Origin of the sequence: Rhizobium leucaenae USDA 9039 (assembly GCF_000426285.1) — a bacterium.
In the GTDB taxonomy this organism is placed as follows: domain Bacteria; phylum Pseudomonadota; class Alphaproteobacteria; order Rhizobiales; family Rhizobiaceae; genus Rhizobium; species Rhizobium leucaenae.
This window is the reverse complement of record NZ_AUFB01000021.1, coordinates 20,278-46,740: the sequence shown is the minus strand read 5'-3', so window position 1 is coordinate 46,740 and position 26,463 is coordinate 20,278. Positions and strand designations below refer to the sequence as shown.

General features: G+C 60.0%; 28 protein-coding genes and 1 tRNA gene. 20 read left to right on the top strand and 9 right to left on the bottom strand.

Annotated elements, in window-relative coordinates:
* The first annotated feature begins 26 nt into the window (after positions 1-26).
* Positions 27-1,019 (top strand): LysR substrate-binding domain-containing protein, encoded by a 993-nt coding sequence (locus K290_RS34955; RefSeq protein ID WP_065091673.1) that lies wholly within the window; start codon positions 27-29, stop codon positions 1,017-1,019.
* Positions 1,020-1,251: 232 nt separating this feature from the next.
* Here the strand turns inward: K290_RS34955 and K290_RS34950 are convergent, their stop codons facing one another.
* Both K290_RS34950 and K290_RS0125115 read right to left on the bottom strand, forming a co-directional pair.
* Complete coding sequence (locus K290_RS34950) at positions 1,252-1,620, bottom strand: cytochrome b (RefSeq protein ID WP_245276667.1); 369 nt, start codon at positions 1,618-1,620, stop codon at positions 1,252-1,254.
* 61 nt (positions 1,621-1,681) lie between these two features.
* Positions 1,682-1,771 (bottom strand) — tRNA-Ser (locus K290_RS0125115).
* 234 nt (positions 1,772-2,005) lie between these two features.
* Between K290_RS0125115 and K290_RS0125110 the strand changes: the two genes are divergently transcribed.
* From K290_RS0125110 to deoA, 11 genes are all read left to right on the top strand, one after another.
* Positions 2,006-2,323, top strand: a complete 318-nt coding sequence (locus K290_RS0125110) for a hypothetical protein (RefSeq protein WP_028754409.1) — start codon at positions 2,006-2,008, stop codon at positions 2,321-2,323.
* Positions 2,324-2,368: 45 nt separating this feature from the next.
* Positions 2,369-3,184 (top strand): helix-turn-helix transcriptional regulator, encoded by an 816-nt coding sequence (locus tag K290_RS0125105; protein ID WP_028754408.1) that lies wholly within the window; start codon positions 2,369-2,371, stop codon positions 3,182-3,184.
* Positions 3,185-3,328: 144 nt separating this feature from the next.
* A complete protein-coding gene (locus K290_RS0125100) occupies positions 3,329-4,204 on the top strand; it encodes an NmrA family NAD(P)-binding protein (protein ID WP_028754407.1) in 876 nt (291 codons plus the stop codon).
* 363 nt (positions 4,205-4,567) lie between these two features.
* Entirely contained in the window at positions 4,568-5,563 is a 996-nt protein-coding gene (locus tag K290_RS0125095; protein ID WP_028754406.1) for a BMP family lipoprotein, read from the top strand.
* Between the two features lie 80 nt (positions 5,564-5,643).
* Positions 5,644-7,155 carry an ABC transporter ATP-binding protein gene (locus K290_RS0125090; RefSeq protein WP_028754405.1) on the top strand — a complete coding sequence of 504 codons (1,512 nt, stop codon included), beginning with the start codon at positions 5,644-5,646 and terminating at the stop codon, positions 7,153-7,155.
* 7 nt (positions 7,156-7,162) lie between these two features.
* Positions 7,163-8,266, top strand: coding sequence for an ABC transporter permease (locus tag K290_RS0125085; protein ID WP_028754404.1), 1,104 nt, complete (start codon positions 7,163-7,165; stop codon positions 8,264-8,266).
* A gap of 10 nt (positions 8,267-8,276) precedes the next feature.
* Positions 8,277-9,248: an ABC transporter permease gene (locus K290_RS0125080; RefSeq protein ID WP_028754403.1), complete on the top strand. Its 972-nt coding sequence runs from the start codon at positions 8,277-8,279 to the stop codon at positions 9,246-9,248.
* Positions 9,249-9,251: 3 nt separating this feature from the next.
* The gene (locus K290_RS0125075; RefSeq protein ID WP_028754402.1) at positions 9,252-9,644 is read left to right on the top strand and encodes a cytidine deaminase; all 393 of its coding nucleotides are present in this window, start codon (positions 9,252-9,254) and stop codon (positions 9,642-9,644) included.
* The gene (locus K290_RS0125070) at positions 9,641-10,447 is read left to right on the top strand and encodes a purine-nucleoside phosphorylase (protein ID WP_028754401.1); all 807 of its coding nucleotides are present in this window, start codon (positions 9,641-9,643) and stop codon (positions 10,445-10,447) included. The genes K290_RS0125075 and K290_RS0125070 overlap by 4 nt, the downstream gene beginning before the upstream one ends.
* Positions 10,444-11,217, top strand: coding sequence for a deoxyribose-phosphate aldolase (gene deoC, locus K290_RS0125065; RefSeq protein WP_028754400.1), 774 nt, complete (start codon positions 10,444-10,446; stop codon positions 11,215-11,217). The genes K290_RS0125070 and deoC overlap by 4 nt, the downstream gene beginning before the upstream one ends.
* 3 nt (positions 11,218-11,220) lie before the next feature.
* Entirely contained in the window at positions 11,221-12,528 is a 1,308-nt protein-coding gene (deoA, locus tag K290_RS0125060) for a thymidine phosphorylase (protein WP_028754399.1), read from the top strand.
* A gap of 7 nt (positions 12,529-12,535) precedes the next feature.
* Here the strand turns inward: deoA and K290_RS0125055 are convergent, their stop codons facing one another.
* The 7 genes from K290_RS0125055 to K290_RS0125025 all read right to left on the bottom strand — a co-directional run bounded on the left by K290_RS0125055 (position 12,536) and on the right by K290_RS0125025 (position 18,094).
* Entirely contained in the window at positions 12,536-13,063 is a 528-nt protein-coding gene (locus K290_RS0125055) for a TIGR02281 family clan AA aspartic protease (RefSeq protein ID WP_028754398.1), read from the bottom strand.
* A gap of 149 nt (positions 13,064-13,212) precedes the next feature.
* Positions 13,213-13,842, bottom strand: coding sequence for a uracil phosphoribosyltransferase (upp, locus tag K290_RS0125050; RefSeq protein WP_028754397.1), 630 nt, complete (start codon positions 13,840-13,842; stop codon positions 13,213-13,215).
* Between the two features lie 122 nt (positions 13,843-13,964).
* On the bottom strand, positions 13,965-14,933 hold the full coding sequence (locus K290_RS0125045) for an adenosine deaminase (protein ID WP_028754396.1): 969 nt from the start codon (positions 14,931-14,933) through the stop codon (positions 13,965-13,967).
* Positions 14,930-16,150, bottom strand: coding sequence for a phosphopentomutase (locus K290_RS0125040; protein WP_028754395.1), 1,221 nt, complete (start codon positions 16,148-16,150; stop codon positions 14,930-14,932). The genes K290_RS0125045 and K290_RS0125040 overlap by 4 nt, the downstream gene beginning before the upstream one ends.
* Positions 16,151-16,285: 135 nt before the next feature.
* Positions 16,286-16,864: a TadE/TadG family type IV pilus assembly protein gene (locus K290_RS0125035; protein WP_037136231.1), complete on the bottom strand. Its 579-nt coding sequence runs from the start codon at positions 16,862-16,864 to the stop codon at positions 16,286-16,288.
* Between the two features lie 11 nt (positions 16,865-16,875).
* The gene (locus K290_RS0125030; RefSeq protein WP_028754393.1) at positions 16,876-17,511 is read right to left on the bottom strand and encodes a TadE/TadG family type IV pilus assembly protein; all 636 of its coding nucleotides are present in this window, start codon (positions 17,509-17,511) and stop codon (positions 16,876-16,878) included.
* Between the two features lie 160 nt (positions 17,512-17,671).
* Complete coding sequence (locus K290_RS0125025; protein ID WP_028754392.1) at positions 17,672-18,094, bottom strand: pilus assembly protein N-terminal domain-containing protein; 423 nt, start codon at positions 18,092-18,094, stop codon at positions 17,672-17,674.
* A gap of 405 nt (positions 18,095-18,499) precedes the next feature.
* Between K290_RS0125025 and K290_RS0125020 the strand changes: the two genes are divergently transcribed.
* From K290_RS0125020 to K290_RS0124985, 8 genes are all read left to right on the top strand, one after another.
* Positions 18,500-18,682, top strand: coding sequence for a Flp family type IVb pilin (locus K290_RS0125020; RefSeq protein ID WP_028754391.1), 183 nt, complete (start codon positions 18,500-18,502; stop codon positions 18,680-18,682).
* 93 nt (positions 18,683-18,775) lie between these two features.
* Positions 18,776-19,288 (top strand): A24 family peptidase, encoded by a 513-nt coding sequence (locus K290_RS0125015; protein ID WP_028754390.1) that lies wholly within the window; start codon positions 18,776-18,778, stop codon positions 19,286-19,288.
* Between the two features lie 163 nt (positions 19,289-19,451).
* Entirely contained in the window at positions 19,452-20,264 is an 813-nt protein-coding gene (gene cpaB / locus K290_RS0125010) for a Flp pilus assembly protein CpaB (protein ID WP_028754389.1), read from the top strand.
* 14 nt (positions 20,265-20,278) lie between these two features.
* On the top strand, positions 20,279-21,787 hold the full coding sequence (locus K290_RS0125005) for a type II and III secretion system protein family protein (RefSeq protein ID WP_028754388.1): 1,509 nt from the start codon (positions 20,279-20,281) through the stop codon (positions 21,785-21,787).
* Between the two features lie 55 nt (positions 21,788-21,842).
* The gene (locus K290_RS0125000) at positions 21,843-22,562 is read left to right on the top strand and encodes a CpaD family pilus assembly protein (protein ID WP_028754387.1); all 720 of its coding nucleotides are present in this window, start codon (positions 21,843-21,845) and stop codon (positions 22,560-22,562) included.
* A 37-nt stretch (positions 22,563-22,599) separates the two neighbouring features.
* Complete coding sequence (locus K290_RS0124995) at positions 22,600-23,871, top strand: CpaE/TadZ family protein (protein WP_028754386.1); 1,272 nt, start codon at positions 22,600-22,602, stop codon at positions 23,869-23,871.
* Positions 23,872-23,952: 81 nt separating this feature from the next.
* Positions 23,953-25,434, top strand: coding sequence for a TadA family conjugal transfer-associated ATPase (locus K290_RS0124990; RefSeq protein WP_028754385.1), 1,482 nt, complete (start codon positions 23,953-23,955; stop codon positions 25,432-25,434).
* Positions 25,435-25,444: 10 nt separating this feature from the next.
* The gene (locus K290_RS0124985; RefSeq protein WP_028754384.1) at positions 25,445-26,452 is read left to right on the top strand and encodes a type II secretion system F family protein; all 1,008 of its coding nucleotides are present in this window, start codon (positions 25,445-25,447) and stop codon (positions 26,450-26,452) included.
* The last annotated feature ends 11 nt before the right edge of the window (positions 26,453-26,463 follow it).

Below are 26,463 nucleotides of genomic sequence, written 5' to 3'. Positions count from 1 at the left end.
CTTAGGCTGTTCCGAAGGCTGGGGACATGATAGCCTTCCGGTCCATGCGTTTCGATCTCACCGACCTTCGCCTGTTCCTGCTCGTCGTCGAGGCGGGCAGCATCACCCATGGAGCAGCGCGCGCGAATCTTGCGCTTCCTTCGGCCAGCGAACGGCTGCGCGGAATGGAAGAGCTGTGCGGCCTGCGCCTGCTCGAACGAGGGCGCAGGGGAATCGCGCCGACGGCAGCCGGCGAGGCTCTTGCCCATCATGCCCGCATCATCCTTCGGCAGATCGACCATATGCAGGGCGAGTTGGGCGTCTATGCCAAGGGGCTGAAGGGCAATATCCGGCTGCTGGCGAACACGGCCGCCATTACGGAGTTTCTCCCCGAGGCGCTGGCGCCCTATCTCTCAACCCGTCCCCATATCGACATCGATCTGAATGAACGGCTGAGCAGCGAGATCGTGAAGGCGGTGGCGGGTGGTCTGGCGGAAATCGGGATTATTTCGGATGCGGTCGACGCCGGCAATTTGCAGCTTCTGCCCTTCGCCATCGATCGCCTCGTGCTCGTCGTGCCTGCCGATCATCCCCTTGCGTCGGCAAAAGCGCTTGCATTTGCGGAAATCGTCAAACAGGAATTCGTCGGTTTAACGATCGGGAGCCCCCTGCAGGAGCATATCGACGAGCACGCGGCCCGTGCGGGCCATCCCCTGAAGTTCCGCGTCCGGATGAGAACATTCGAGGGCATCTGCCGATTGGCGGCCAACGGCGTTGGCATCGGGATCGTGCCGGAAACCGCCGCAAAAAGATGGTGCCGATCGATGCCGATCCGATCCATCCGCCTGGTCGACGACTGGGCAACCCGCCGTCTCTTGCTCTGCATGCGCGCGATCGAGGAACTCTCTCCATTCGCCCGCGATTTGGTCGAGCATTTGAAGACGGTAGCCGAGGGCAAACCGGGTTCGCAGCCTGAGTTGTCGGCCTTTCCGGCCACTGCGGCAGCTCGCAAGCCATTGACGGCCCCGCAAGGGGAATAGCTCATAAAGTCGGTTATTCCCCGCTGAATTGCGACGGGCTCTGGTCCCGATGGTCGAGCCCGCCGTTTCCATATCCAGCCGTTCCACCGGGGATCAGGTTGGCCTTCATTGAACTCGTAGCAAGGAAGATCAGCACTATCGGTTTCGACGAGAACGACGCTATAGGCCCGAAAGCCTCGCGAATGGGAGTTCGCCACAACTCCGAAATCTTGTGAGTGGATTCAGCACATCTCTAACTGCCGGATGACCCGACATACCACATGCGTCTGAGCCCGCCATCGCGGCGAATGATTTGGTGGTACAGGGCCGCACCGGCATGGAACACCAGCAGTCCCACAAGCAAAAAGGCACCCAAACCATGAGGTGCCCGCGGCGGATAATTGGCGAAGTTGGGCAGCATCGCTCCAGGCGTTCCGAACACAGCAGATGCCGCGCCGCTCAAGATCATCATTCCGATGCCGCTGGCAGCCATGCCAAGAATGACGATGTAGAAGGTGATGTGAACCCCGGCTGCGACGCGCTCCTGCCAGAGAGGCGATCCCTTCGCGGGTATCGGCTTCCGATCAAGACGCCACCACCAGACAATGCGAAGTACGGTCAATCGGTAGTATCTGCCGTAGCCATCGGGCAGAATATCAAGTCATAAAGGAAAATTGATAGAATGGCGGACAGGGAGGGATTCGAACCCTCGGTACGCTTTCACGTACACACGCGTTCCAGGCGTGCGCCTTAAACCACTCGGCCACCTGTCCTTTGGCGTTTCGCAACCGGTCAGGAGGCAAATCGTCGGAACGGCCGCGATATATACCGATGAATTTCCTAGGATCAACCCGAATCTAACAGATTTTTGACTTCCCGACAGAAAACTCCAGACCTTTGGTCCATTGCGCTTGTCAGGCTCTCAACTTATCTAAGTAGAAGGATGGCGCAGAATGCGATCGGCTGCTCGTTTATGGCCGGTGGGTAATGAGTATGCGGAGGATTCGATGCGTTTCTTGTTGCGTTTTGCCAGCCTTGTTGCGCTGGTCGTCGCGGTGATCGCCGGCACCATCGATTCCATCCAGTCGGTTGCCGCCTCTGCCATCGTGGTGACGCCGATGGAGGATGCCTGGAATGATGTCAGCCCATCGTCGCTTGCGACCGTCCAGTCGCTGATTTCCTATTATATCCATCCGCGCCTTTATGATCTGGTCATACAGTGGCTATTGTTCCAGCCGGCTTTCGCGGTGTTCCTGGCGATCTCGCTGCTTCTGTGGATGATCGCCTATAAGAAGCCGCCTGTTGCAGGCCGCTTCAGCGTCTGACGCCGCCCGAATATAAAAATTAGTCACCGGAGACGGGAGAAGGACTTGCTTGATCACGACCTCGGCCCCTTCGGCATAAAGGCAGAGCGCTGGAATATCGCCGCCGGCCTTACCTACATACCGGCAACACCATTTCACCGTCTTGGAATTCATATCGGAGCGCCGGTCAACGCCTCCTGCCGATGCGACGGCCGGCAGCATCGTCGCCTTCAGGCTCATGGCGATATCGATATTGTTCCGTCGGGCCTGGACGGCGAATGGGAAGACGACGCCGACTGCACAATTCTGCGCCTCTGGATAAGCCCGGCCATCGTGCGCAGCGCGGCGAAGGATCTGGAGATCGATCCTGACAGCATTGCCGTCAGTCCGAGGTTTCAGCATCGCGATCCCGGTATCGAGCACATCGCCTTGGCGCTGGAGACACAAATGAGGACGGAGGAACCGGCTGATCGCCTGTTCGTCGAAAGCCTTGGGAAGGCGCTGGCGGTCCGGCTCATCGGTGGCCCACTCCGTCCGACCATCGCCGCCCGGCAAAAGCTTTCGTCAAGTCAGAGACGCAGGCTGATCGAGTTCATCGACTCCAATCTCGATCGGGATTTATCGCTGGCGCAATTGGCTGAGGTGGCGGCAATCAGCGTCTCGCATCTTAAGGTGCTGTTTCGCCGCTCCTTCGGGATGCCGGTTCATCAATATGTGATCCGCCGCAGGGTGGAGCACGCCAGAAGCCTGCTTGCGATCGGAGAGCTGTCGATCAGCCAGGTCGCCTTGGCCGCCGGTTTCGCCCATCAGAGCCATATGGCTCAGGCAATGAAGCGCATTCTCGGCGTGACCCCGGCTGGCATTTCGCGGTTGAGGCAATAGTCCGCGAAGGCCGACCGCTCCTTCGTCGGCACGGAAGCGATGATTTTGCTGTCCGTTTCTGCTCTTCATCGTCCGATCCTGTGCGACAGGACGTGTAAAAACAGCATGCTCTGCATCCGCAATGAAATCTTGGAGGATGAAGAGATGTTCGTAATTTTGGGTGCGACCGGAAAGATAGGGCGTGCGACGATCGCCGAGCTTCGTCGCCACGGCGCACCGGTCAGAGCCATCGTTCGGCGTCAAAACGGCGCTGATGATCTCGAGGCTATGGGCTGCGAGATTGCCGTCGCGGACATTCGGGATAATGCGGCTCTCTCTGAAAGCATGAGCGGCGCGGCCGCCGTACAGATCATCTGCCCCACAAGCATTCGAGCCGACGATGCGGCCGCAGAGATGAAGGACAGCATAAGATCAATCGTCTATGCACTCGACCGGAATAGGCCTAGCTCTGTTCTGGCAATCTCCGATTATGGCGCGCATCTCACATCCGACACCGGCATCACGCTGATTTTCCATCATCTCGAGTCGGAACTGAAAAAGCTCTCCGCCGCTTTGACCTTCCTGCGCTCCGCCGAGCATATGGAGAATTGGAGCCGCCAGATCGGATACGCGGTCGAGACCGGCGTGCTCCCAATCTTGCATCATCCGGTGTCGAAACTATTCCCCACGGTGTCGGCTCCCGATGTCGGCTTCATTGCGGGCGAATTGCTCTTATCCAACGCTCAAGCGTCTCTCCGCATCATCCATGCGGAAGGGCCAGAGCGTTATAGCGCGGAGGACGTCGCGCGGATTGCTGGAGAGCTCGCCGGCCGGAAAATTGTTGCTAGCGAGATGCCGCGTCCGGACTGGATGCCTTCGCTCGTTCGCGGAGGGCTGGGTGCAAGTTATGCCGAACTGGTTGCCGAGATGTATGACGCCCACAATGCCGGGCGGATCGATGTCGAGCGAGGGGCTGGAGAGGTTAGACGGGGCCGAACCAGTCTGCGTGAGGTTCTGGCTTCGATGACGACAAATATCTGATGTGGGAACTTCGGGCTGCGTTTCGGGCAATCGCGCTGATATAGATCACGAGGGTATCAAGACAACGGATCGCAAGCGTGGTAGGGCTCGACGCCGTTCCTGCGACCCCGATCGTCGGCCGTTGCTTGGCTAATAAAATTGCAGTTTGAGGGCGAAAATGTTCGAAAATCAGCTCCTTTGAGCGGGTTTTTGGCAATTCCCACAAATCTTTACCAACTGAAAAATTTCTCGTGAATTTTTCCTGCAGCCATGCAAGGATGCGCGCCAGCTTGACCTCGGGGGAGGTCGGCGGTTCCGCAGACATGTCCGGTCAACGGACTTGCGGGAGGACCCAACAAGATAGCAACAATAGGGCTGCAACTCATGAAAAAATCCCTTTTGACCCTTTTCGCCTTGGCTGCCATGTCGGCAACGGCGCTTGCGGCCGACATCAAGCCGGCGATCGTTTATGGCACCGGCGGCAAGTTCGACAAGTCCTTCAACGAAGCGGCCTACAACGGCGCCGAAAGGTTCAAGAAGGAAACCGGCATCGCCTATCGCGACTTCGAGCCGACCGGCGACACTCAGGGCGAACAGGCGCTGCGCAACTTCGCCAGCAAGGGCTTCAATCCGGTCATCGCCGTCTCCTTCGCCTGGACGTCCGCTCTGCAGAAGGTTGCCGCCGAATATCCGAAGACCGAATTCGTTCTGATCGACGACAGCCTCGATCTGCCGAACGTTCGCTCCGTCAAGTTCAAGGAAAATGAAGGTTCCTACCTCGCCGGCGTCATGGCTGCCATGGCTTCGAAGACCGGCAAGATCGGCTTCGTCGGCGGCATGGACATTCCGCTGATCCGCAAGTTCGAATGTGGCTATGAGCAGGGCGCCCACGCCGCCAATCCGAAGATCGAAGTCTTCCAGAACATGACCGGCACGACCGGTGCTGCCTGGAATGACCCGGTTCGCGGCGGCGAGCTCACCAAGAACCAGATCGACCAGGGTGCCGACGTGGTCTACGCGGCTGCCGGCGCCACCGGTCTCGGCGTGCTGCAGACGGCTGCCGACAATAAGAAGCTTTCCGTCGGCGTCGATAGCAACCAGAACTACCTGCATCCGGGTTCGGTCCTGACCTCCGTCGTCAAGCGCGTCGACCTCGCCGTCTATAACGCTTTCACCGACGCGAAGAACGGCAAGTTCACCGCCGGCACGCAGGAACTCGGCCTCAAGGAAGAGGGCGTCGGCGCTGCCATGGACGACAACAACAAGCCGCTCGTCACACCGGAAATGAAGGCCGCCGTCGACAAGGCGACCGCCGACATCATTGCCGGCAAGGTCAAGGTACACGACTACACGACCGACAACGCCTGCCCGAAGAGCTGATATGAAATAAGGGCGTATGACGCATTCAAAACGTCATACGCCCTTTTCTTATCCGGAAGTCTGATTTCTGGAGCTGCGTAGTGAGCCAAACGCCTGCCATCGAACTCGTGGGCATCGACAAGAAGTTCGGTGCTGTCCATGCCAACAAAGACATCAACCTGACCGTTGCCAAGGGTTCGATTCACGGGATCATCGGTGAGAACGGTGCCGGGAAATCGACTCTGATGTCGATCATCTACGGCTTCTATCATGCCGATAGCGGCGAGATCCGCATCAACGGCAACCCTATCGCCATCCGCGACAGCCAGACGGCGATTGCCGCCGGCATCGGCATGGTGCACCAGCATTTCATGCTGGTCGACAATTTCACCGTGCTCGAGAACGTCATGCTCGGCGCCGAAGGCGGTGCCCTGCTGGCCAAGGGCGTCACCGCTGCCCGCGCCGAACTCAAGCGGCTGGAGACCGATTACGGCCTCGACGTCGATCCGGACGCCTTGATCGAGGAGCTTCCCGTCGGCCAGCAGCAGCGCGTCGAGATCCTGAAGGCCATGTATCGCGGCGCCGAGATCCTCATTCTGGACGAGCCGACCGGCGTTTTGACGCCAGCCGAAGCCGACAATCTGTTCCGGATTCTCCGCGTATTGCGCGACCAGGGAAAGACCATCATTCTCATTACCCATAAGCTGCGCGAAATCATGGCCATTACCGATACGGTGTCGGTCATGCGCCGCGGCGAAATGGTTGCCACCCGCAAGACGGCGGAAACCACCGTCGAAGAGCTCGCCGAGCTGATGGTCGGCCGCCGCGTATTGCTCCGCGTCGAAAAAGGGTCTGCCCATCCGGGCGAGGTTGTACTTTCAGTCCGCAACCTGACCGTCAAGGACGGCCGTGGCGTGACCATGGTCGACAATGTTTCCTTCGAGGTCCGTGCCGGCGAGATCGTCGGCATCGCCGGTGTCGCCGGCAATGGTCAGTCGGAACTGTTGGAGGCGATCGCCGGCATCCGCAAGCCGGCCTCGGGCGAAATCTATCTGCATGGCGAGCCGATCGGCACCGCCGACCCGGCCGTTTTGCGTGAACTCGGCCTCGCCCATATCCCGGAAGACCGCCATCACATGGGTCTCGTCCTCAAGTTTGAGGAATATGAGAATTCCATGCTCGGCTATCACCGCGACACCAAATATGGGCGCGGCGGCATGCTCGATCTCGACGCCATGCGCAGGGATGCGCTGGAGAAGATCGAGAAATACGACATCCGCCCACCGAACGCGCGGCTGAAAACAGCCAATTTTTCCGGCGGCAACCAGCAGAAGATCGTCGTCGCCCGCGAGATCGAGCGCGATCCGAGGGCGCTGCTGATCGGCCAGCCGACACGCGGCGTCGATATCGGTGCCATCGAATTCATCCATCGCCGCATTATCGAGATGCGCGACGCCGGCAAGGCGATCCTGCTGGTGTCGGTGGAGCTGGATGAAATCCGCGCGCTTTCGGATCGGATCCTCGTCATGTTCGCCGGCCACATCGTCGGCGAGAAAACGGCTGACGCCGGTGAACAGACACTCGGCCTTATGATGGCCGGCATTGCCGCATGAGGCCTTGATGAGCACTGCTTCCGTTTCGCTTCCCAATTGGATCAATTACGGCCTGATCCCGGTCATCAACCTCATTATTGCCTTCCTGATTTCCGGCCTCGTCGTCTGGTTCATCGGCGAAAGCCCGCTGGATGCGCTGAACCTGCTCCTGCAGGGCGCGCTGGGCAGCGGTGAGGGCATCGGCTTCACGCTGTTCTATGCCACGAGTTTCATTTTCACCGGCCTGTCGGTGGCCGTCGCCATCCATGCCGGCCTGTTCAACATCGGCTCGGAAGGTCAGGCCTATGTCGGCGGTCTCGGCTGCGCGCTTGTGGCGCTGACGCTCGACAAATATGTGCCCTGGTACGTGACGATGCCTTTCGCGGTCATCGGTGCGGCCATTTTCGGTGCGCTCTGGGCTCTTATCCCCGCCTGGCTGCAAGCCAAACGCGGCAGCCATGTGGTCATCACCACCATCATGTTCAACTTCATCGCCTCTGCGATGATGAATTTCATCCTGGTGCATGTGCTGATCGTGCCTGGCAAGATGGCGCCGGAAACCCGCACCTTCCTCGCCGGCGGCCAGCTTCCGAAGCTGGACTGGCTGATGGGCATCTTCGGTTCGACGATCGGCGCGGCGCCCCTCAACGTCTCCTTCCTGATCGCGCTGGTCATGTGCTTCCTCGTCTGGGTGCTCGTCTGGCGCACCAAGCTCGGCTATGAAATGCGCACGCTCGGCCTCAGTCCGACGGCTGCCGTCTATGCCGGTATTCCCTACGCCCGCACGGTCATTATCGCCATGCTGCTCTCGGGCGGTCTGGCCGGCATGATGGCGCTCAATCCGGTGATGGGCGCTTCGGCCCGCCTGCAGGTCGAGTTCGTGCTCGGCGCCGGCTTCGTCGGCATCGCTGTATCGCTGATGGGCCGTAACCACCCGGTCGGCATCATCCTGGCGGCGATCCTGTTCGGCATTCTCTACCAGGGCGGTGATGCGCTTTCCTTCGACATGCCCAACATCACGCGCGACATGATCGTGGTCATCCAGGGTCTGGTCATCCTGTTTGCCGGCGCCCTCGAATATATGTTCCGGCCCGTGCTGGTGCGTACTTATCAAAAATTCGCCAGGACGTGAGGATCGGACGATGGAATATTATGAGCTCCTCATCAGCATACTTGGCTCGACCATCCGCCTGTCGATTCCGCTGATCTTCACAGCCCTTGCCGGCCTGTTTTCCGAGCGCGCCGGCATTTTCGACATCGGGCTCGAAGGCAAGATGCTGGCCTCCGCCTTCGCCGCCGCCTGCGTCGCCTCCGTCTCCGGTTCGGCCTGGGCCGGGCTCGGCGCCGGCATCGTCATATCGGTGGCCTTCGGCCTGCTGCACGGCTTCGCCTCGATCACCAATCGCGGCAACCAGATCGTCTCCGGGGTCGCGATCAACTTTTTGACCGCCGGCTTGACCATCGTGCTCGGCCAGGCCTGGTTCGGCCAGGGCGGGCGCACGCCGACGCTGCCGGCCGAGGCGCGTTTCGCCTCGATCACGCTGCCGGGCGCCAATGCCATTCATGACGTGCCCTTCATCGGGCCGCTCTATGCCAATGTCATCTCCGGCAACAATATCCTGACCTATCTCGCCTTCCTCGCCGTGCCGATTTCGTGGTGGATCCTCTATCGCACCCGTTTCGGCCTTCGCCTGCGCGCCGTCGGCGAAAATCCGGGCGCTGTCGATACGGCCGGCATCTCCGTCGAGTGGCTGCGCTATCGGTCGTTGATCGTCGCCGGCATTCTCTGCGGCTTCTCCGGCACCTATCTTGCCATCGCCCAATCGGCTGCCTTCATCAACAACATGTCCGCGGGCAAGGGCTATATCGCGCTCGCCGCGCTGATCTTCGCCAAATGGAAGCCGGTGCCGGTCATGTTCACCTGCCTGCTCTTCGGCTTCCTCGATGCTTTCGCCAATTTCATGCAGGGCAAAGCGGTGCCTGGCATCGGTGAAGTGCCGGTGCAGATTTTCCAGGCGCTGCCCTATATCCTGACCTGCATCCTGCTCGCAGGCTTCATCGGCGTCGCCAAACCGCCAAAGGCGGGCGGCGTGCCCTACACCAAGGAGCGCTGATCCATGTCGCATGATCTGTTCGAGGCCGCCCGCGGAGCGATGGCCTTTGCCCATGCCCCCTATTCGAAATTTCCTGTCGGCGCGGCAATCCGCGCCGAGGACGGCAAGATCTACGCCGGTGCCAATATCGAGAACCTGTCCTTCCCGCAGGGCTGGTGCGCCGAGCCGACCGCGATCAGCCATATGATCATGGGCGGCGCCAAGAAGATCGTCGAAATGGCCGTCATCGCCGAAAAGCTGCCGCTCTGCCCGCCCTGCGGCGGGTGCCGGCAGAAGATCGCCGAGTTCGCCAGCAAGGAAACGCGCATCTATCTCTGCGACGAAACAGGGGTGAAGAAGACCATGACGATGGACGAGATGCTGCCCTTCAGCTTCGAAACCGAGATACTCGGATGACCGCCGCCGCCGACCTCTTGGCCGCAAAGCTCGGTGATCTTCAGCCGCGCTACGCCATCATCCTCGGCTCCGGCCTTGGCTCGCTCGTCGATCAGGTGAGGGACGCCGTGCGCATGCCCTATGCCGATCTTCCCGATTTTCCCGTCAGTGCCGTCTCCGGCCATGCCGGCACTCTGGTCGCCGGTCACCTCGGCAACGTGCCGGTCATCATGCTGTCCGGCCGGGTGCATTATTATGAAAAGGGCGACGCCAACTCCATGCGCGTGCCAATCGAGACGCTGAAGGCTCTCGGCGTGGAGACGCTGATCCTCACCAATTCGGCCGGGTCGCTGCGCGAGGAAATGCCGCCGGGATCGGTGATGCAGATCACCGATCACATAAATTATTCCGGCATGAACCCGCTGATCGGCGAGGAAAGCGACAGGCGTTTCGTCGGCCTGACCAGTGCCTATGACACCGATCTGATCATGCGCATGCGCAAGGCGGCGGAAAAGGCCGAGATCAAGCTGTCGCACGGCGTCTATATGTGGTTCTCCGGCCCGAGCTTCGAAACTCCGGCGGAAATCCGCATGGCGCGCATTCTGGGCGCCGATGCCGTCGGCATGTCGACGGTGCCGGAAGTTATTCTTGCGCGTCTTTTCGACCTGAGGGTTGCAGCGGCCTCCGTCATTACTAATTATGGGGCTGGCATGACCGGCGCCGAGCTCTCGCATGAAGAGACGAAGGACATGGCCCCGGTCGGCGGCGCTCGCCTTGCCGCCATTCTGAAAGAAATGATTGCGGACGGAGGAAACGAACAATGACGAGCCATTCCCTCAGAGAAACGGCGGCCGTTGCGCTTTCCCTTCTCGATCTCACCAATCTTAAGGATGACTGCACACCGGCCCAGATCGAGACGCTCTGCGCGCGCGCCCAATCGCCCTATGGCAACACCGCCGCCATCTGCATCTGGCCGCGTTTCGTCGCCCAAGCCCGCGGCATTCTCGGAACCGACCATGCGGTAAGGATCGCGACCGTCGTGAACTTCCCGGCCGGCGACATGGAAGTGGCCGACGTCGCCGCCGAAGCGCGCGAGGCGATCGCCGACGGCGCCGATGAGATCGATCTCGTTATTCCCTATCGCGCACTGCTGGCCGGCAACGAGCAGGCCGTCACCGACATGGTCGCCGCCGTCAGGGCCGAATGCACCGGGCCGGTGTTGCTGAAGACCATTCTCGAAACCGGTGAACTCAAGGACGTGGCGCTGATCCGGCGTGCTTCGGAACTGGCAATAGAGGCCGGCTCCGATTTCATCAAGACCTCCACCGGCAAGGTCGCCGTCAACGCGACGCTGGAAGCGGCCGACATCATGTTGCGGGCGATCCGCCAGAGCGGCCGCAAGGTTGGTTTCAAGCCGGCCGGCGGCATCAGCTCCGTTGCCGATGCGGCTCTTTATCTGAGCCTTGCCGAAACCATCATGGCGCCGGATTGGGCGATGCCCTCGACGTTCCGTTTCGGCGCATCGAGCTTGCTGGACGATATCCTCAACGTGCTCGGCGGCGGGCAATCCACCGCGGCGGCCTCCGGCTACTGAGCGATGATTCCGCAAGAGATCATCCGGCGAAAGCGGGACGGCGGCACGCTTCACGTCACCGATATCGACGCCTTCATCGCCGCCCTTGCTCGCGATGAGCTGGCCGAAAGCCAGATCGGCGCCTTCGCCATGGCCGTCTGGTACAGCGGCATGACGCGTGAGGAAACCGTAGCGCTGACGCTGGCCATGGCCCGCTCCGGCGAGATGCTCTCCTGGTCGGGCATCGATAGACCGATCGCCGATAAGCACTCGACCGGCGGCATCGGTGATAACGTCTCGCTGATGTTGGCGCCAATCGCCGCTGCCTGCGGTCTTTCCGTGCCGATGATTTCCGGCCGCGGCCTCGGCCACACCGGCGGCACGCTGGATAAGCTGGAATCAATCCCTGGCTATGGCATCACCCCGCATGCGAGCCATTTCCGCAAGGTCGTGGACGAGGTGGGCTGCGCCATTATCGGCCAGACCGGGACCTTAGCGCCCGCCGACGGCAAGCTTTATGCCGTGCGCGACGTCACATCCACGGTCGATTCCGTGCCGCTGATCACTGCTTCGATCCTATCGAAAAAGCTGGCCGCTGGCCTTGAGACGCTGGTGCTGGACGTCAAGATCGGCAACGGCGCCTTCATGACCTCTCTGGAGGAGGCCGAGACGCTGGCTCGGTCGCTGGTCGAAGTGGCGAATGGCGCTGGCGTCAAGACCTCGGCTTTGATCACCGACATGAATCAGCCGCTGGCCGACGCCGCCGGCAATGTCGTCGAACTCCGCAATTGCCTGGATTTCCTGAGGGGTGGCAAGGTGAACACGCGGCTGGAAACGGTCGTGCTGGCCTTCGCCGCCGAGATGCTGACGCAGGCCGGTATCGCAAAGACATTGCTCGAGGCGGAGGCAAAAGCGCACGCAGCGCTCTCCTCCGGCAAGGCGGCCGAGCTTTTCGCCCGCATGGTCCAAGCCCTCGGCGGCCCTGCCGATCTGCTGGATCACCCGGGCAAATATCTGACCGCCGCTCCGGTGCAGAAGCCTGTTCTTGCGTCTTCGGATGGTTGGCTTGCGGCCTGCGATGCCCGTGCCATCGGCATGAGCGTCATCGATCTCGGCGGCGGTCGCCGTCATCCGCAGGACAAGATCGACCACCGCGTCGGCTTCAGCGATATTCTGCCGCTCGGAACAGAGGTCAACAAAGGCGATCGCATCGCAACCGTTCATGCCGCCGAAGAGGCAAGCGCTGAAAAGGCCGCGGCCGATCTCAGCGCAAAGTACGAGATCGGCGACGCTGCACCTGTTCTGCCGCCGGTGATCGTTGCGCGGATTTAACCGACAATTATTGCGTCAAACGCAGTGAGCCGTTTTCGGCACTGTAGGAATTGAGCTTTTTCAGGAAGCTCATGCCGATCAACGTCGTGCTCAATGCGCCGTCTTTTGCAACCACGGCGTCGACATCGCGGACCTTGATCGTGCCGATCTCAAGACGATCGAGCTTGACGAGAGCCACTTTGGATGGGCCGTTGGCTGTCTGCGTGGTGTAGCGATAATCGAGATCGTTGCCGCTGATGCCGAGACGGCGCGCTGTACTCTCATTGATCGCTACATAGGTCGCGCCCGTATCGATCATGCCATGAACCGGCCGGCCATTGACCTTGAAGTCGCCCTCGTAGTGACCGCCCGCGCCCGCTGGTAACAACACGCTTCCATATGCAGTCACCGGCGCCGCGGCTGGCTGCGGCGGCACCGCAACCTTGACTACGGGCGTCGAGCTTTCGCTGCTTGCCGTTTGCGTGCCCAGCAACGCCGGGACCTGTGTAGCCGCGGCGGCGATAATACCGGCAAAAACAAGAACGCGAACGAGCATCGGCGAGATCCCTCTTATGAGCTTCGTACGTCGAGCCCATTGATCCCTACTATTTAAAGCAGCTTCGCTGACAGGGCGCTAAACAGATCAATAAAAAGCCCAGCAGTTTGGGGGCTGCCAGGCAAAAAAAGCAATTATATCGGCAGGATTTATTTCGTGCCGTACATCCGGTCGCCGGCGTCGCCGAGCCCGGGGACGATATAGCCCTTTTCGTTCAAGTGACTGTCGATCGCCGCCGTGAAGACCGGGACATCCGGATGCGCCTTGCAGAAATTGGCGATGCCTTCCGGGGCCGCGAGCAGGCAGAGAAAACGGATATTATGGGCGCCGCGCTCCTTCAGCTTGTCGATCGCGGCGATCGAGGAATTGCCGGTTGCCAGCATCGGGTCGACGACGATGATCAGGCGCTCGGATATGTCGTCCGGTGCCTTGAAGTAATATTCGACCGGCTGCAACGTTTCATGATCTCGGTAGACACCGATATGCGAGACGCGGGCCGAGGGCACGAGGTCGAGCATGCCTTCCAGCAGGCCGTTGCCGGCGCGCAGGATCGAGGCGAAAACCAGCTTCTTGCCTTCCAGGATCGGCGCGTCCATCGGCTGCAACGGCGTCTCGATGGTCTCGATCGTCAGTTCGAGGTCGCGGGTCACTTCATAGCAGAGCAGTGTCGAAATCTCGCGCAGAAGCCGGCGAAAGCTTCCCGTCGACGTCTCCTTCTTGCGCATGATGGTCAATTTATGCTGCACGAGCGGGTGATCGATGACAGTGACGCCGTCCATGATTTCAGCCTTCCAATAATTCCGTGATATCTGATGTTTCTTCCACGGAAATCGCCTCTTGTGCAAGAAAATAGGCCGCATTTTGGAACGTCATCCCCAATCGACGACCTAAAATAATGCGGTCATAATCTGGCGAGCAGAGACGCCCGTGTCACCTCGTCCACAAACGCTGCCTCGACCGCAGTGCGGGTCATGGCATTGATCTCGTCGTCGCTGAAGCCAAAGGACGTGGATGCCAGCTCGTATTCGCGCTTCAACGAGGTGTGGAAAAAGGGCGGATCGTCGGAATTAATGGTGACGCGCACACCCGCATCGCGAAGCTGGCGCAGCGGATGCGCTGCGAAATCAGGAAAGACATTCAGAGCGACATTCGAGCCGGGGCAGACTTCCAGCACCGTGCCGAGATCGGCGAGACGTCTGACGAGGTCGGCATCCTCGATGGCGCGCACACCATGACCGATGCGCGATGGGCGGACCAACTCGACCGCATCGGCGACGCTGAAGGCGCCGCAGACTTCGCCGGCGTGGATGGTGAGGCCGAGGCCGGCTTCGCGGGCAATGTCGAAGGCACGCGCGTAATCGGCAACGCGCCCCATGCGTTCCTCACCCGCCATATTGAAGCCCGTGATCAGGGGATTGTCGCTTCTGGCGGCATATTCGGCGGCCTTGATGACGCGCTCCGGCCCGAAATGACGTTCTCCGGTAACGAGCAGCCGGGCGACGATGCCGCTCTTTTCCTGCGCCGCGCGAATGCCGGCAGAGACACCGGCCATATACGCATCCGCGCCAAGGCCGATACGGTCGCCATGATCGGGTGAGACGATCAGCTCGCTGTAGATCGAGCCGATCTCCGCAAGCTCTTCGAGATAGGTCTCGGTCAGCAGCGCGTAGTCTTCCTCGGTGCGATAGACCTCGGAAACCTTGTCGTAGCAGACGAGGAATTCGGTGAAATCCTTCCAGAGATAGATACCGTCACGCATGAAGGCGCTTGTGTCGACGTTGTATTTCCGTGCCTGTGCGAGCGTCAGCGCCGGCGGAGCAGCACCTTCCAGATGGCAGTGCAGCTCGACCTTCTTCAAATGCGATGTCACAGAAAACTCCTTCCATGCGGTCCTGCCGCAATTCCCAAATGGCGCGCGACGGTCTCGCCGATATCGGCATAGCTCTGGCGGACGCCGATCGAGCGCGAGCGGATGCCAGGCCCGTAAGCGATCACAGGCACGCGCTCCCGTGTGTGGTCCGTGCCGCGCCAGGTCGGGTCACAGCCGTGATCGGCGGTCAGGATAACGAGATCGCCGGGCTTCAGCTTCTCATGCACCTCCGGCAGCCTTGCATCGAAGGCTTCGAGCGCGGCCGCATAGCCGGCCACATCGCGGCGATGACCATAGACCATGTCGAAATCGACGAAATTCGTAAAGACGAGATCGCCATCGGCTGCCTCGTCCATAGTCCGGAGCGTCGCGTCCATCAGCTTCATGTTGCCGTTGGCCTTGATGACCTTGGAGATGCCCTGATGGGCAAAGATATCGCCGATTTTGCCAACCGCATGCACGGTACGCTCGGCTTTGACCAACCGGTCCAGCAGGGTCGGTTCTGGCGGCAACACGGAGAAGTCGCGGCGGTTGCCCGTACGCTCGAATGTGGCCTGCGTTTCGCCGATGAAAGGGCGGGCAATCACGCGGCCGATATTATAGGAATCAAGCAGGGTGCGGACGATCTGGCAGAGCGCAATCAGCCGTTCCAGGCCGAAATAATGTTCATGCGCGGCAATCTGGAAGACGGAGTCGGATGAGGTGTAACAGATCGGCTTACCGCTGCTTATATGCTCCTCGCCATATTTGGCAATGATCTCGGTGCCGGATGCGTGGCAGTTGCCGAGAATGCCGGGAAGGTCGGCCGCCTCGCAGATGGCTTCGACCAGTTCCGGCGGAAATGCATCGCCTTCGGTGGAAAAATAACCCCAATCGAACATGACGGGTGTGCCGGCAATTTCCCAGTGGCCGGATGGCGTGTCCTTGCCGCGCGACACTTCATTGGCGCAGCCATAAAGACCATAAAGCTTTTCCGGCTTCGGCATGCCGTCCGGATAACGGCCAGTAGCCGCCTTGGCGATCTCCAGCAAGCCGAGACCCGACATGTTCGGCAGCGACAACGGGCCGGAACGAAGGCCCTCGCGGTCGGCGGCGCCAGCCGCGCAGAATTCGGCGATATGGCCGAGCGTATCGGCCCCCTCATCACCATATGCGGCCGCATCCGGACCGCCGCCGACACCGAAGGAATCAAGAACGAAGAGAAAGGCGCGCGCCATGGTCCACCCGATAGGATTGCTCAACGCGCGACGCCCAGCGTCGAGCGCATTGAACGTCACCCATATAACGGCGACGTCAACTTGGCAATTTTCTGTTCAGCCTGGCAATATAGCAGGAATTCACAGGGATTCTGTTCAACAATCGCTGCAGGTAATCGCAGTTTCGGTGCGTGGGCGATAGAAATATTCGCGGCCGATGGTGATCTGGCTGCTGCCGGCCGGCAGGAAATCCGAGCCGAAACTAATGAGCTGATATGGAATGGCGAGCTCGGTGCGCACCAGAAACGTGCTTGGCTGATCAATGTCGCTGGGAACGGTGACGGCGCTGCCGGTCGAATACGGCTTGCTGCCATCCTGTGCCCAGGACCAGGCAACGGTGGCGTTGCTGCTTGCATCGAGCTGAATGCCGGTGATTTTTAGCGTCAGGCCGGTCGTGTCGTAGGGCGCGAAAATGGCGCCGGCAACCGAAGGCATGGTGGCGAGCACCGTCTTGCTGACGCTCGATTGGTGCGTCAGGATATCAGCAATGGATCCGGCCGACCGGCTGGCTCGTTTTTCGACGCTGAGCGCTACGGTAAGCTCGAAAGCGCCGAGATAGAGCATCAGCAGCACCGGGAACAGAATGGCGAATTCGATCGCGCCGATGCCCCGCTCGTCTCGGGCAAGGCGCCGCAGGGGAGCGCAAAACCTAGCCATCAGCTTCTTCCGACCCATCGCGACCCTTCTCACGGATAATTCTCGTTTTGGAAGGCCGATGTCGCGACGATGAGATAGGTCGTCGGCATCGAACCGTCAGATGGACGTATGGTGGTGAGATAAGGCCGCAGCAGATCGGTCATCACTTGCCAGCGATAGTAGGCACGCACCATGTTCTTCGACTCGGCACCGCCGGGCGCAAAAGTGAAGCCCGTCGTGTTCAGATCGGAATAAGGATCTGACGAGGTGCGCGGCACGGTTGTCGGCATAGCGGCGAAGGTCGCGTAGCTTTCGACATCGAGATAGAGATTGGTGGGCGTCGCCAGCTCAGCCGCCGAGCAGACGATGATCACCGAGATCTCGTTGCAGAAGGCCTGGCGAAACTGCGCCGCGGTCATGTCGGTCGTCGCGTTGTGATTATAGGTGATCTGCCCGGTTCTGATCTCGCGCGACACTGTATCGACCGCATTGGAAACCACTTGCTCGGCCGTGAAGGCAACGAAGGTTTCCAAAATTGCGAAGATGATCAGGAAATAGGGGATCGCCAGCAGAGCGAATTCGATGGCCGCAGTCCCGTCGCGAGAACGCACGAATTCGCGCAAGCGTCCGCAAGCACGTCGCTGTGCAAAAATCCTGCCCCCAAGAAGATCGTCATCTGGTGTCATACCGGAATCCGCGGCGATTTAAGTGGGGTAAGGCTAGAACTGCTTTCTTGATAATCCGTTTCGCATCTCTCTTCATATTGAAGGGATGCTTGGAATTATTTAAAAAAAAGAAACCTTATAAAGTATAGCTGAATATAGGGCGGGACCGAGGGCGCCACCGCTATGGAGTGGCGGATGCGGCGGCCGCGGTGTTGTTCTGTTGGGCGTGCTGCTCGCAGTTGGGCGTGCAGGACAGCACCGAACGGCTGGTCTGACGGTAGACGCGGACGGTATTGCCCTCATCGATCGAAACCAGGACACGTTCGTCGACGATCGCATTGCCGTCGGAATCGAGCAGGACGATGTTCGTGGTGCCGAAACTGCGGCCGGTCAGCACGATGGTCTTCGGATCGGCGACCGTTGCGTCGGCAACCTGCGAGTTGCCGACGATGACCTTGCTGACTGGACGATCAAGCTTCAATACGCGCGCATGATCCATATAGACACGCAGCATGCCGTCGTCGGCGGCGTGCGAAAACTGCGGCACTAAGCCCACTGTTGCGGCGACGCAGGCAAAGAATGCGATTCTGCCGCGGGTCGGCATGGTTTGGCCTCGTTAAGCTGATGGCAAAAATGATTGCCAGATAGAATGAGAAAGAATGGTGAATGAATAATTAAGAGAAGGGCTATTCGTTCAATTCCGGTGCAGCGCCGCCTCTTCCTCTTCCATTTTGGGATTTCCCTACGGGAGTTGCAATATACTGGGACAATTCCCGTTCATTGCTAATACATAAACCCCTAAACATTGCGAAGAGGCTGAAGATTTTCTTTAAAAATGCTCAGAAAGACATGAATTGACGTTAACTAGTCTATTTCCGCTTCGGAGTTTTCGATCTGTTAACCCACTTCCTTAAAGCGATGGAAACGGCCAGCAGCTACCGTGCAACTCATCCGATCAACGGCGAACAGTTGGCGGACGTGCTGTCAACAAAGTGAGTGGAGTTAACTTATGACCAAGCTTTTTTCGCGTTTCCTGAAAGATGAATCCGGTGCGACCGCAATTGAATATGGCCTGATCGCAGCGCTGATCTCCGTCGCCATCATTGCCGGCGCCACGACCCTGGGCAACTCGCTCAGCACCGTTTTCAATCGTATTTCGAGCAATATGACCACCGCTTCCACCGCACATTAATTAATTGCGGGTGCTGCGAAGACATGTCTTAGGCGAAAACCGCTCAGTATCATGAGCGGTTTTTGATTTTTATAGTTGAGTTGGGGATGTTTGATGCTTGAAGCCGCGACATTGCTGATCTTCCCACTGTGTCTGGCGGTCGCAGCCCTCACTGACCTGCTTACGATGACGATCCCGAATCGGGTATCGCTCATATTGGCCTGCTCCTTCATCGTGCTTGCGCCGCTCGTCGGCCTGACATGGCCTGACATCGGCATGCACTTCGCCGGCGCGGCCATTGTTTTCGGCACCTGCTTTGCGCTCTTCGCGTTGAACGTCATGGGCGGCGGCGATGCCAAGCTGCTGGCAGCTTCCGCACTCTGGTTCGGCTTCGATCCGTCGCTTCTCGCCTTTCTCATTTATGTCGCCTTCCTCGGCGGCGTGGTGACGATCGTCATCCTGATGATACGCTCCCAGTCGAATGCCATCATGGCGATGGGCCTGCCGCTGCCGAACTCGCTGATGATCGCCAAAAAGATCCCTTATGGCATTGCCATCGCTATCGGCGGCTTCCTGGCTTTTCCCTCGTCGCCCATGGTCGCCGCAGCGTCATCGCATATTATCTAAATTAGATATTTCTAAGTATTAACGGTATATTGCTCGTTTTATATTTTGTGTGACTTTGATCGCCATGATTAAGTAACTGTAAATGTAATATACCATTAACCATAATTACACCAATTGCAGGGCATTCTGCGGGGCGAAGAGTCGTATTCCCCAAGGAATGATCATGAAACCCGCTCGCTTAATGATACTCGCGGTGGCAGTCGTCGCGGCAGGACTTGCCGGACTGCTGGCGATGCGTTTGGCCGGCTCACGCAATGTCGTGCCGCATATCGAAGCAGTGGTAGAGAAAGAGGCGACGATCAATGTACTCGTCGCAGGCGCCAATCTTCCTGTCGGCTCGCGCCTGAATGACAAGTCGATCCACTGGATCGCCTGGCCGCAAAGCGGTGTCGTCAAGGGTTTCATCACCCAAACCGATCGCCCCGATGCGCTGAAAGACTTGAGCGGCGCAGTCGTGCGTCTGCCGATCTTTGAAGGCGAACCTATCCGCGAAGAGAAGGTCGCCGATTCCAACAGCCACATTCTTTCCTCGCTGCTGCCCTCCGGCAAACGCGCAGTCTCCACCGAAATCTCCGTTGCGACGGGTGCCGGCGGCTTCATTCTTCCCAATGATCGGGTCGATGTGATCATGGTGCGCAAAGGCGATACTCAGAAATTCGTGACCGAGACGGTGCTCAGCAATGTCCGCGTGCTCGCCATAGATCAGCAGGTCGAGGAAAAGCAGGATGGTACCAAGTCCGTCGTCGGCACGACCGCGACGCTTGAGCTGACGCCGGATCAGACAAAGGTGCTTGCGGTCGCCCAGCAGTTGGCGGACCGGCTGACGCTGGCGCTTCGCTCCGTCGCCGACGCCCAGCAGCCGGACACGACCGCCGCCGATTACCTGCTGGCCGGGGACAACGGCGGCGCCGTCGTCCAGGTCATCAAATCGGGCGCGATCGTCACCAATGGCGCAACCGCAGCCAAGACGCCATGAGAAGGGGCGGGACCATGTTCAAGACCAGCACACCGATCGGCCTCCTCTCGCTTGCGGCTCTCTCCTTTTCGGCCGCTTTCATCGGTCTGCCTTTCGCTGAGGCTCCCGCCTTCCTGCGGATGGCGACGGCCAAGGCCGACGGTGCCGACAGCATCGTTACGATTGCCGGCCTCGGCACCAAGCGCACGCTGAAGCTCGGCCTCAACAAGGCGCTGGTGGTCGACTTGCCGGCGGATGCCCATGATATTCTCGTCTCCGATCCCAAGATGGCCGATGCCGTGACGCGTACCTCGCGTCGCATCTATCTCTTCGGCAAGACGGTCGGCCAGACCAATATCTTCGTCTTCGGCGCCGACGGGAAGGAGATCGTCAGCCTCGACCTCCAGATCGAGCGCGACATTTCCACTCTTCAGGCCAATATCAAGCGCTTCATCCCGGACTCCGACATCAATGTCGAGATCGTCTCCGACAACATTGTCATGACCGGCACGGTGCGAACGCCGCAGGATTCGTCGCGCGCCGAACAGCTTGCCGAGGCCTTCCTCAAGGGCGGTGAGGCGACGACCCGCACCGAAACTGCAAGCGCCAGCGGCGGCGACAATTCCGTCGCCCTCTTCGCGGAATCACGCCAGACTTCGCAGATCGTCAATCTGCTGCAGATCGAAGGCGAGGATCAAGTGACGCTCAAGGTCACCGTCGCCGAGATCAAGCGCAGCGTGCTGAAGCAGATCGGCTTCGACAATCTTGTCAGCAATTCCTCCGGTGGGCAGTTGGTTGCCCAGCTCGGCAGTCCTGGCGCGGATGGGATTGCGGCAGCCGGCGGCGGCGGTCTGGCCAGCTTGTTCAAAACCGCCATCGGCAAGTACAATATCAGTACTTATCTCAATGCTCTTGAGCAGGCTGGCGCCGTCCGTACGCTGGCTGAGCCGACGTTGACGGCGATCTCCGGCCAGGCCGCTACCTTCAATTCGGGCGGTCAGACGCTATACGCCGTCACGAACAAGGACGGGACCGTCACGGTCACACCCTTCACCTATGGCATCAGTTTGGCCTTCACGCCTGTCGTGCTGTCTGCCGGACGAATCGCCTTGCATGTGCAGACTCAGGTTTCCAATCCTGTTGGCACGGCTAACGCCGGCACGGCAACCTACAACCAGCGCGCCGCCGACACTTCGGTGGAGTTGCCATCCGGCGGCTCGATCGCTTTGGCCGGTCTCCTGAGCGATTCCATCCAGCAGACCACCAATGGTACGCCGGGCGCCTCGAAGATTCCGATCCTTGGTGCTCTATTCCGTCAAAAGAGCTTTCAGCGCGACGAAACCGAGCTGGTCATCATCGCGACACCTTATCTGGTGCGGCCGGTGGCCCGTAGCCAGCTTGCTCGCCCGGACGACAATTTCTCCCCGAGCAACGATATCAGCGGCTTCTTCATGAACCGTGTCAACAAGATCTACGGGCACAAGGACGGGCCGCCGGTCGCCGATGCCGATTTCCACGGCACTGTCGGCTTTATCTACAAGTGAGGGGAGACGGACCATGACGCATCCCTTTTTAACCGGAACAACGAGAGACCAAAAAATGGCCAGCCTCGATCGCAATGCGCCCCGTATCACTAGGCCGCGATTTGCCGCCCTGGCCTTGATCATGATGGCTTCCGCCGTTACCGGATGTGCGGGTTCGCCGGATGGCATGACAACCAGCGCCGTTTCCGACGACTATCGTCAGCGCCACCCCATCGTGCTGACTGAGAAGGAACATCATGTCGACATTCCCGTCATTGCGGGCGACCGCCGTATAACGACCGGCGCTCGCGACACGGTTCGCGGCTTCGTGCAGGATTATAAGGCGCATGCTTCCGGCACTGTCGAGATCCTGGCGCCCGGCGGTTCGGCCAACTCGCCTGGGATTTCCGCAGTGCGCCGGCAGATCCGGCAGGAGCTTGTAGCAAGCGGTATCCCATCAGCGCGTATTGTCGAGAACTATTATCAAACCAGCGGTCCCGGCGATGCCGCGCCGATCCGTTTGCGCTTCATGGCGACGACGGCGACCACCAATGCCTGCGGCCAGTGGCCGGAAGATCTGTCGGCCAACGCCTTCGACAATCAGAATTACTACAATTTCGGCTGCGCCACCCAGAACAACCTCGCAGCGCAGGTCGCCAATCCAACCGACCTCATCGCGCCGCGCGCTGCGACGCCGATCGATGCCGACCAGCGCAGCAAGGTGATCGACAATTACCGCAGCGGCTCCGTCCCGACCAGCACGGCGACGATCGGCGGCTTTAGCAGCGGTTCCTGAGCATGAGGATAACCGGCCGGCGGAACAGGATAGAATCATGAGCGCTATCAACTACGATATCAGAAAGCCCGAGGTGGAGGCCGAGGACGCGCCCCGCACGGGCGATCTCGAGAACATGCGGCCATTGCCGCGCATCTCCGTGCATGCCTTTTGCGAAAGCGAGCAGTTGCAGCAGGTGATGGACCGATGCGCCAATGATCGGCGCATGTCCAAGGTCAGCCTGAGAATCACCAGCGGCAGCACGGCGGCGGCGGCAAACATGTTCGCCTCGACGCCGACGCCCAATCTGATCATTCTGGAAACCCGGGCCAATCCCGGCAATCTGCTGGCAGAACTTGCGCCGCTCGCCGCCGTCTGCGATCCCAGCACCAAGGTGGTGATCGTCGGCCATCACAATGATATCGGCCTCTATCGCGAACTGATCCGCAACGGTATTTCCGAATATATGGTCCAGCCGGTCGCCATGACCGATGTCATGGCGGCGATGACGGCGATCTTCGTCGATCCCGATGCCGAGCCGCTCGGCCGCAGCGTCGCCTTCATCGGCGCCAAAGGCGGGGTAGGGGCGTCAACCATCGCCCATAATTGCGCCTTCGGCATCTCGAACCTGTTTTCCACCGAGACGATTCTCGCCGATCTCGACCTGCCGTATGGCACCGCCAATATCGATTTCGATCAGGACCCGGCGCAAGGCATTGCGGAGGCGGTCTATGCGCCGGAGCGTCTCGACGAGGTTTTCCTCGACCGCCTGCTGACCAAATGTTCGCAACACCTGTCGCTGCTCGCCGCCCCCTCCATGCTCGATCGCGCTTATGATTTCGACGGTCAGGCCTTTCAGCCCGTGCTCGACGTTCTGCAGCGCAGCGCGCCGGTGAGCGTGCTCGACGTGCCGCATCTCTGGACGGAATGGACGCGCTCCGTGCTTTCGGCCGTCGACGAAGTCGTGATTTGCGCGGCACCCGACCTTGCCAATCTGCGCAACGCCAAAAACATGCTGGATGCGCTGCGCAAACTCCGCCCCAACGACAAGACCCCGCATCTCATCCTCAATCAGGTCGGTATGCCGAAGCGCCCGGAAATCGGTCCCTCGGAGTTCTGCGAGCCGCTGGAGATCGACCCGATCGCCATCATTCCCTTCGATATCAACCTGTTCGGCAATGCCGCCAACAGCGGCCGCATGATTTCGGAGACCGATCCGAAATCACCGGTCGCCGAGACCTTCTCGCAGATATCGCACATCGTTACCGGGCGCATTGCGCTGAAGAAGGCGAAGAAGGGCGGCCTGCTGGGTCTCCTCAAGCGGAAGTAATTGTTTGATGTCGCGTGATCTCGTTCGAAGGCCGGTTCGTGTTTTTGAGATCATGCTCTAGCGTAGAATTGGATCGACGGCATGTTTGGCAGACGCGGAAATGAAGGTCCTGCAAAGAGCGGCGGCGTGACGCCTCCGCCGTCGTCGCCGCGCGCACCGTCTGCTCCTGCGCCTGCGGCATCGACCGTGCTGGTGGAGCCGGCGCGCGAGGGATCGCAACAACGCCAGCAGGTGGCGCCGCCTTCGATGCAGACGCCGACACGCCGCCGGCCGGCGCGCACCGAAGAATATTACGACACCAAGTCGCAGGTGTTTTCCGCTCTGATCGATACGATCGACCTGTCGCAGCTCGCCAAGCTCGATGCCGAGGCGGCGCGCGAGGAAATCCGCGACATCGTCAATGACATCATCACCATCAAGAATTTCGCGATGTCGATCTCCGAGCAGGAAGAGCTGCTCGAGGATATCTGCAACGACGTGCTCGGTTACGGTCCGCTCGAGCCGCTGCTTGCCCGCGACGATATCGCCGACATCATGGTCAACGGCGCCGGCCAGACGTTCATCGAAGTGGGCGGCAAGACGGTGGAATCGGAAATCCGCTTCCGCGACAATGCCCAGCTCCTTTCGATCTGCCAGCGTATCGTCAGCCAGGTCGGCCGCCGCGTCGACGAATCCAGTCCGATCTGCGATGCCCGCCTGCCGGACGGATCGCGCGTCAACGTCATCGCACCGCCGCTGTCGATCGATGGCCCGGCGCTCACCATCCGCAAATTCAAGAAGGACAAGCTGACGCTCGACCAGCTCGTCCGCTTCGGCGCCATCACGCCGGAGGGCGCCACGCTGTTGCAGATCATCGGCCGCGTTCGCTGCAATGTCGTCATTTCCGGCGGTACCGGCTCGGGCAAGACAACGCTTTTGAACTGCCTGACCAATTACATCGACCGCGACGAGCGCGTCATCACCTGCGAAGACACAGCCGAACTGCAATTGCAGCAGCCGCATGTCGTCCGCCTGGAAACCCGCCCTCCGAACATCGAAGGCGAGGGTGAGATCACCATGCGCGATCTCGTCAAGAACTGCCTGCGTATGCGTCCTGAACGCATCATCGTCGGCGAAGTGCGCGGACCGGAAGTCTTCGATCTGTTGCAGGCGATGAATACCGGCCATGACGGCTCGATGGGCACGATCCACGCCAATACGCCGCGCGAGTGCCTGAGCCGTATGGAATCGATGATCGCCATGGGCGGCTTCAGCCTGCCGGCAAAGACGGTGCGCGAGATCATCTCCACCTCTGTCGACGTGGTCATCCAGGCCGCCCGCTTGCGCGACGGTTCGCGCCGCATCACACAGATCACCGAGGTGATGGGCATGGAAGGCGATGTGATCATCACGCAGGACCTGATGCGCTACGAGATCGAAGGCGAAGATGCTGGCGGCAAGATCATCGGACGGCATATGTCGACCGGTATCGGCAAGCCGAACTTCTGGGACCGCGCCCGCTATTATAACGAGGAAAAGCGTCTGGCGGCCGCCCTCGACGAAATGGAAAACAAGTCGAAATAGGACTTTCCCGATGTTCGGTGTCGATCCGGTGGTGCTTCTGATTGTCGTGCTCGCAGCCGTCTCCGCGGCCGCTGTCTGTTACGGTATTCTCTATTCCCGGATCGAAGCGCAAAAAAAGGCCGACAGTCGCGTCAACCGGATCAAATCGGCCGAGACCGACCGCGTGAAGGTCAAGGCGGCGCGCGACCGCGTGCAGGAAATGTCGAAACGGCGCAAATCGGTGCAGGATTCGCTGAAGGATCTGGAAAAGCGCCAATTGGAGAACACCAAGCAGAAGCAGTCGCTAAAGATGCGCCTCGGGCAGGCCGGCCTACCGGTGACACCAGCGCGCTTCTATCTCTTCAGCGTGCTGTTCGGCTTTTTCGTCATGTTTGTCGTCTTCCTGGTTGGCGCGCCGCTTGCCGTCGTCGCCGGCCTTCCTTTCGCCGCGGCCTTTGGCCTGCCGCGCTGGGTCATCGGTTTCCTCATCAAGCGCCGGCAGAACAAGTTCCTGGATGAATTCCCCAATGCGCTCGATCTCATCACCCGCTCGATCCGCTCGGGCCTGCCGCTCAATGACGCCGTGCGGCTCGTGGCGAGCGAGGCGCGCGAACCGGTAAAATCCGAGTTCCGCCGCGTCGTCGAAGCCCAACAGGTCGGTCTCAGCATGCCCGATGCCTGCGCGCGCATGAGGAACCATATGCCGTTGCAGGAGGTGAACTTCTTCTCGATCGTCATCGCCATCCAGGCGCAGGCCGGCGGCAACCTGTCCGAAGCGCTGGGCAACCTCGCGCGCGTGCTGCGCGAGCGCAAGAAGATGAAAGCCAAGGTCACCGCCCTGTCGATGGAAGCAAAGGCTTCGGCCGTCATCATCGGCTCGCTGCCCTTCATCGTCGCGACGCTCGTCTATCTGACCTCGCCGCAATACATGATGATCCTCTTCACCGATCCGCGCGGCCATTTGATCCTGGGGGCCGCCGGCATCTGGATGTCCTTCGGCATCTACATCATGCGCAACATGGTCAATTTCGAGATTTGACCGAAGGAGAC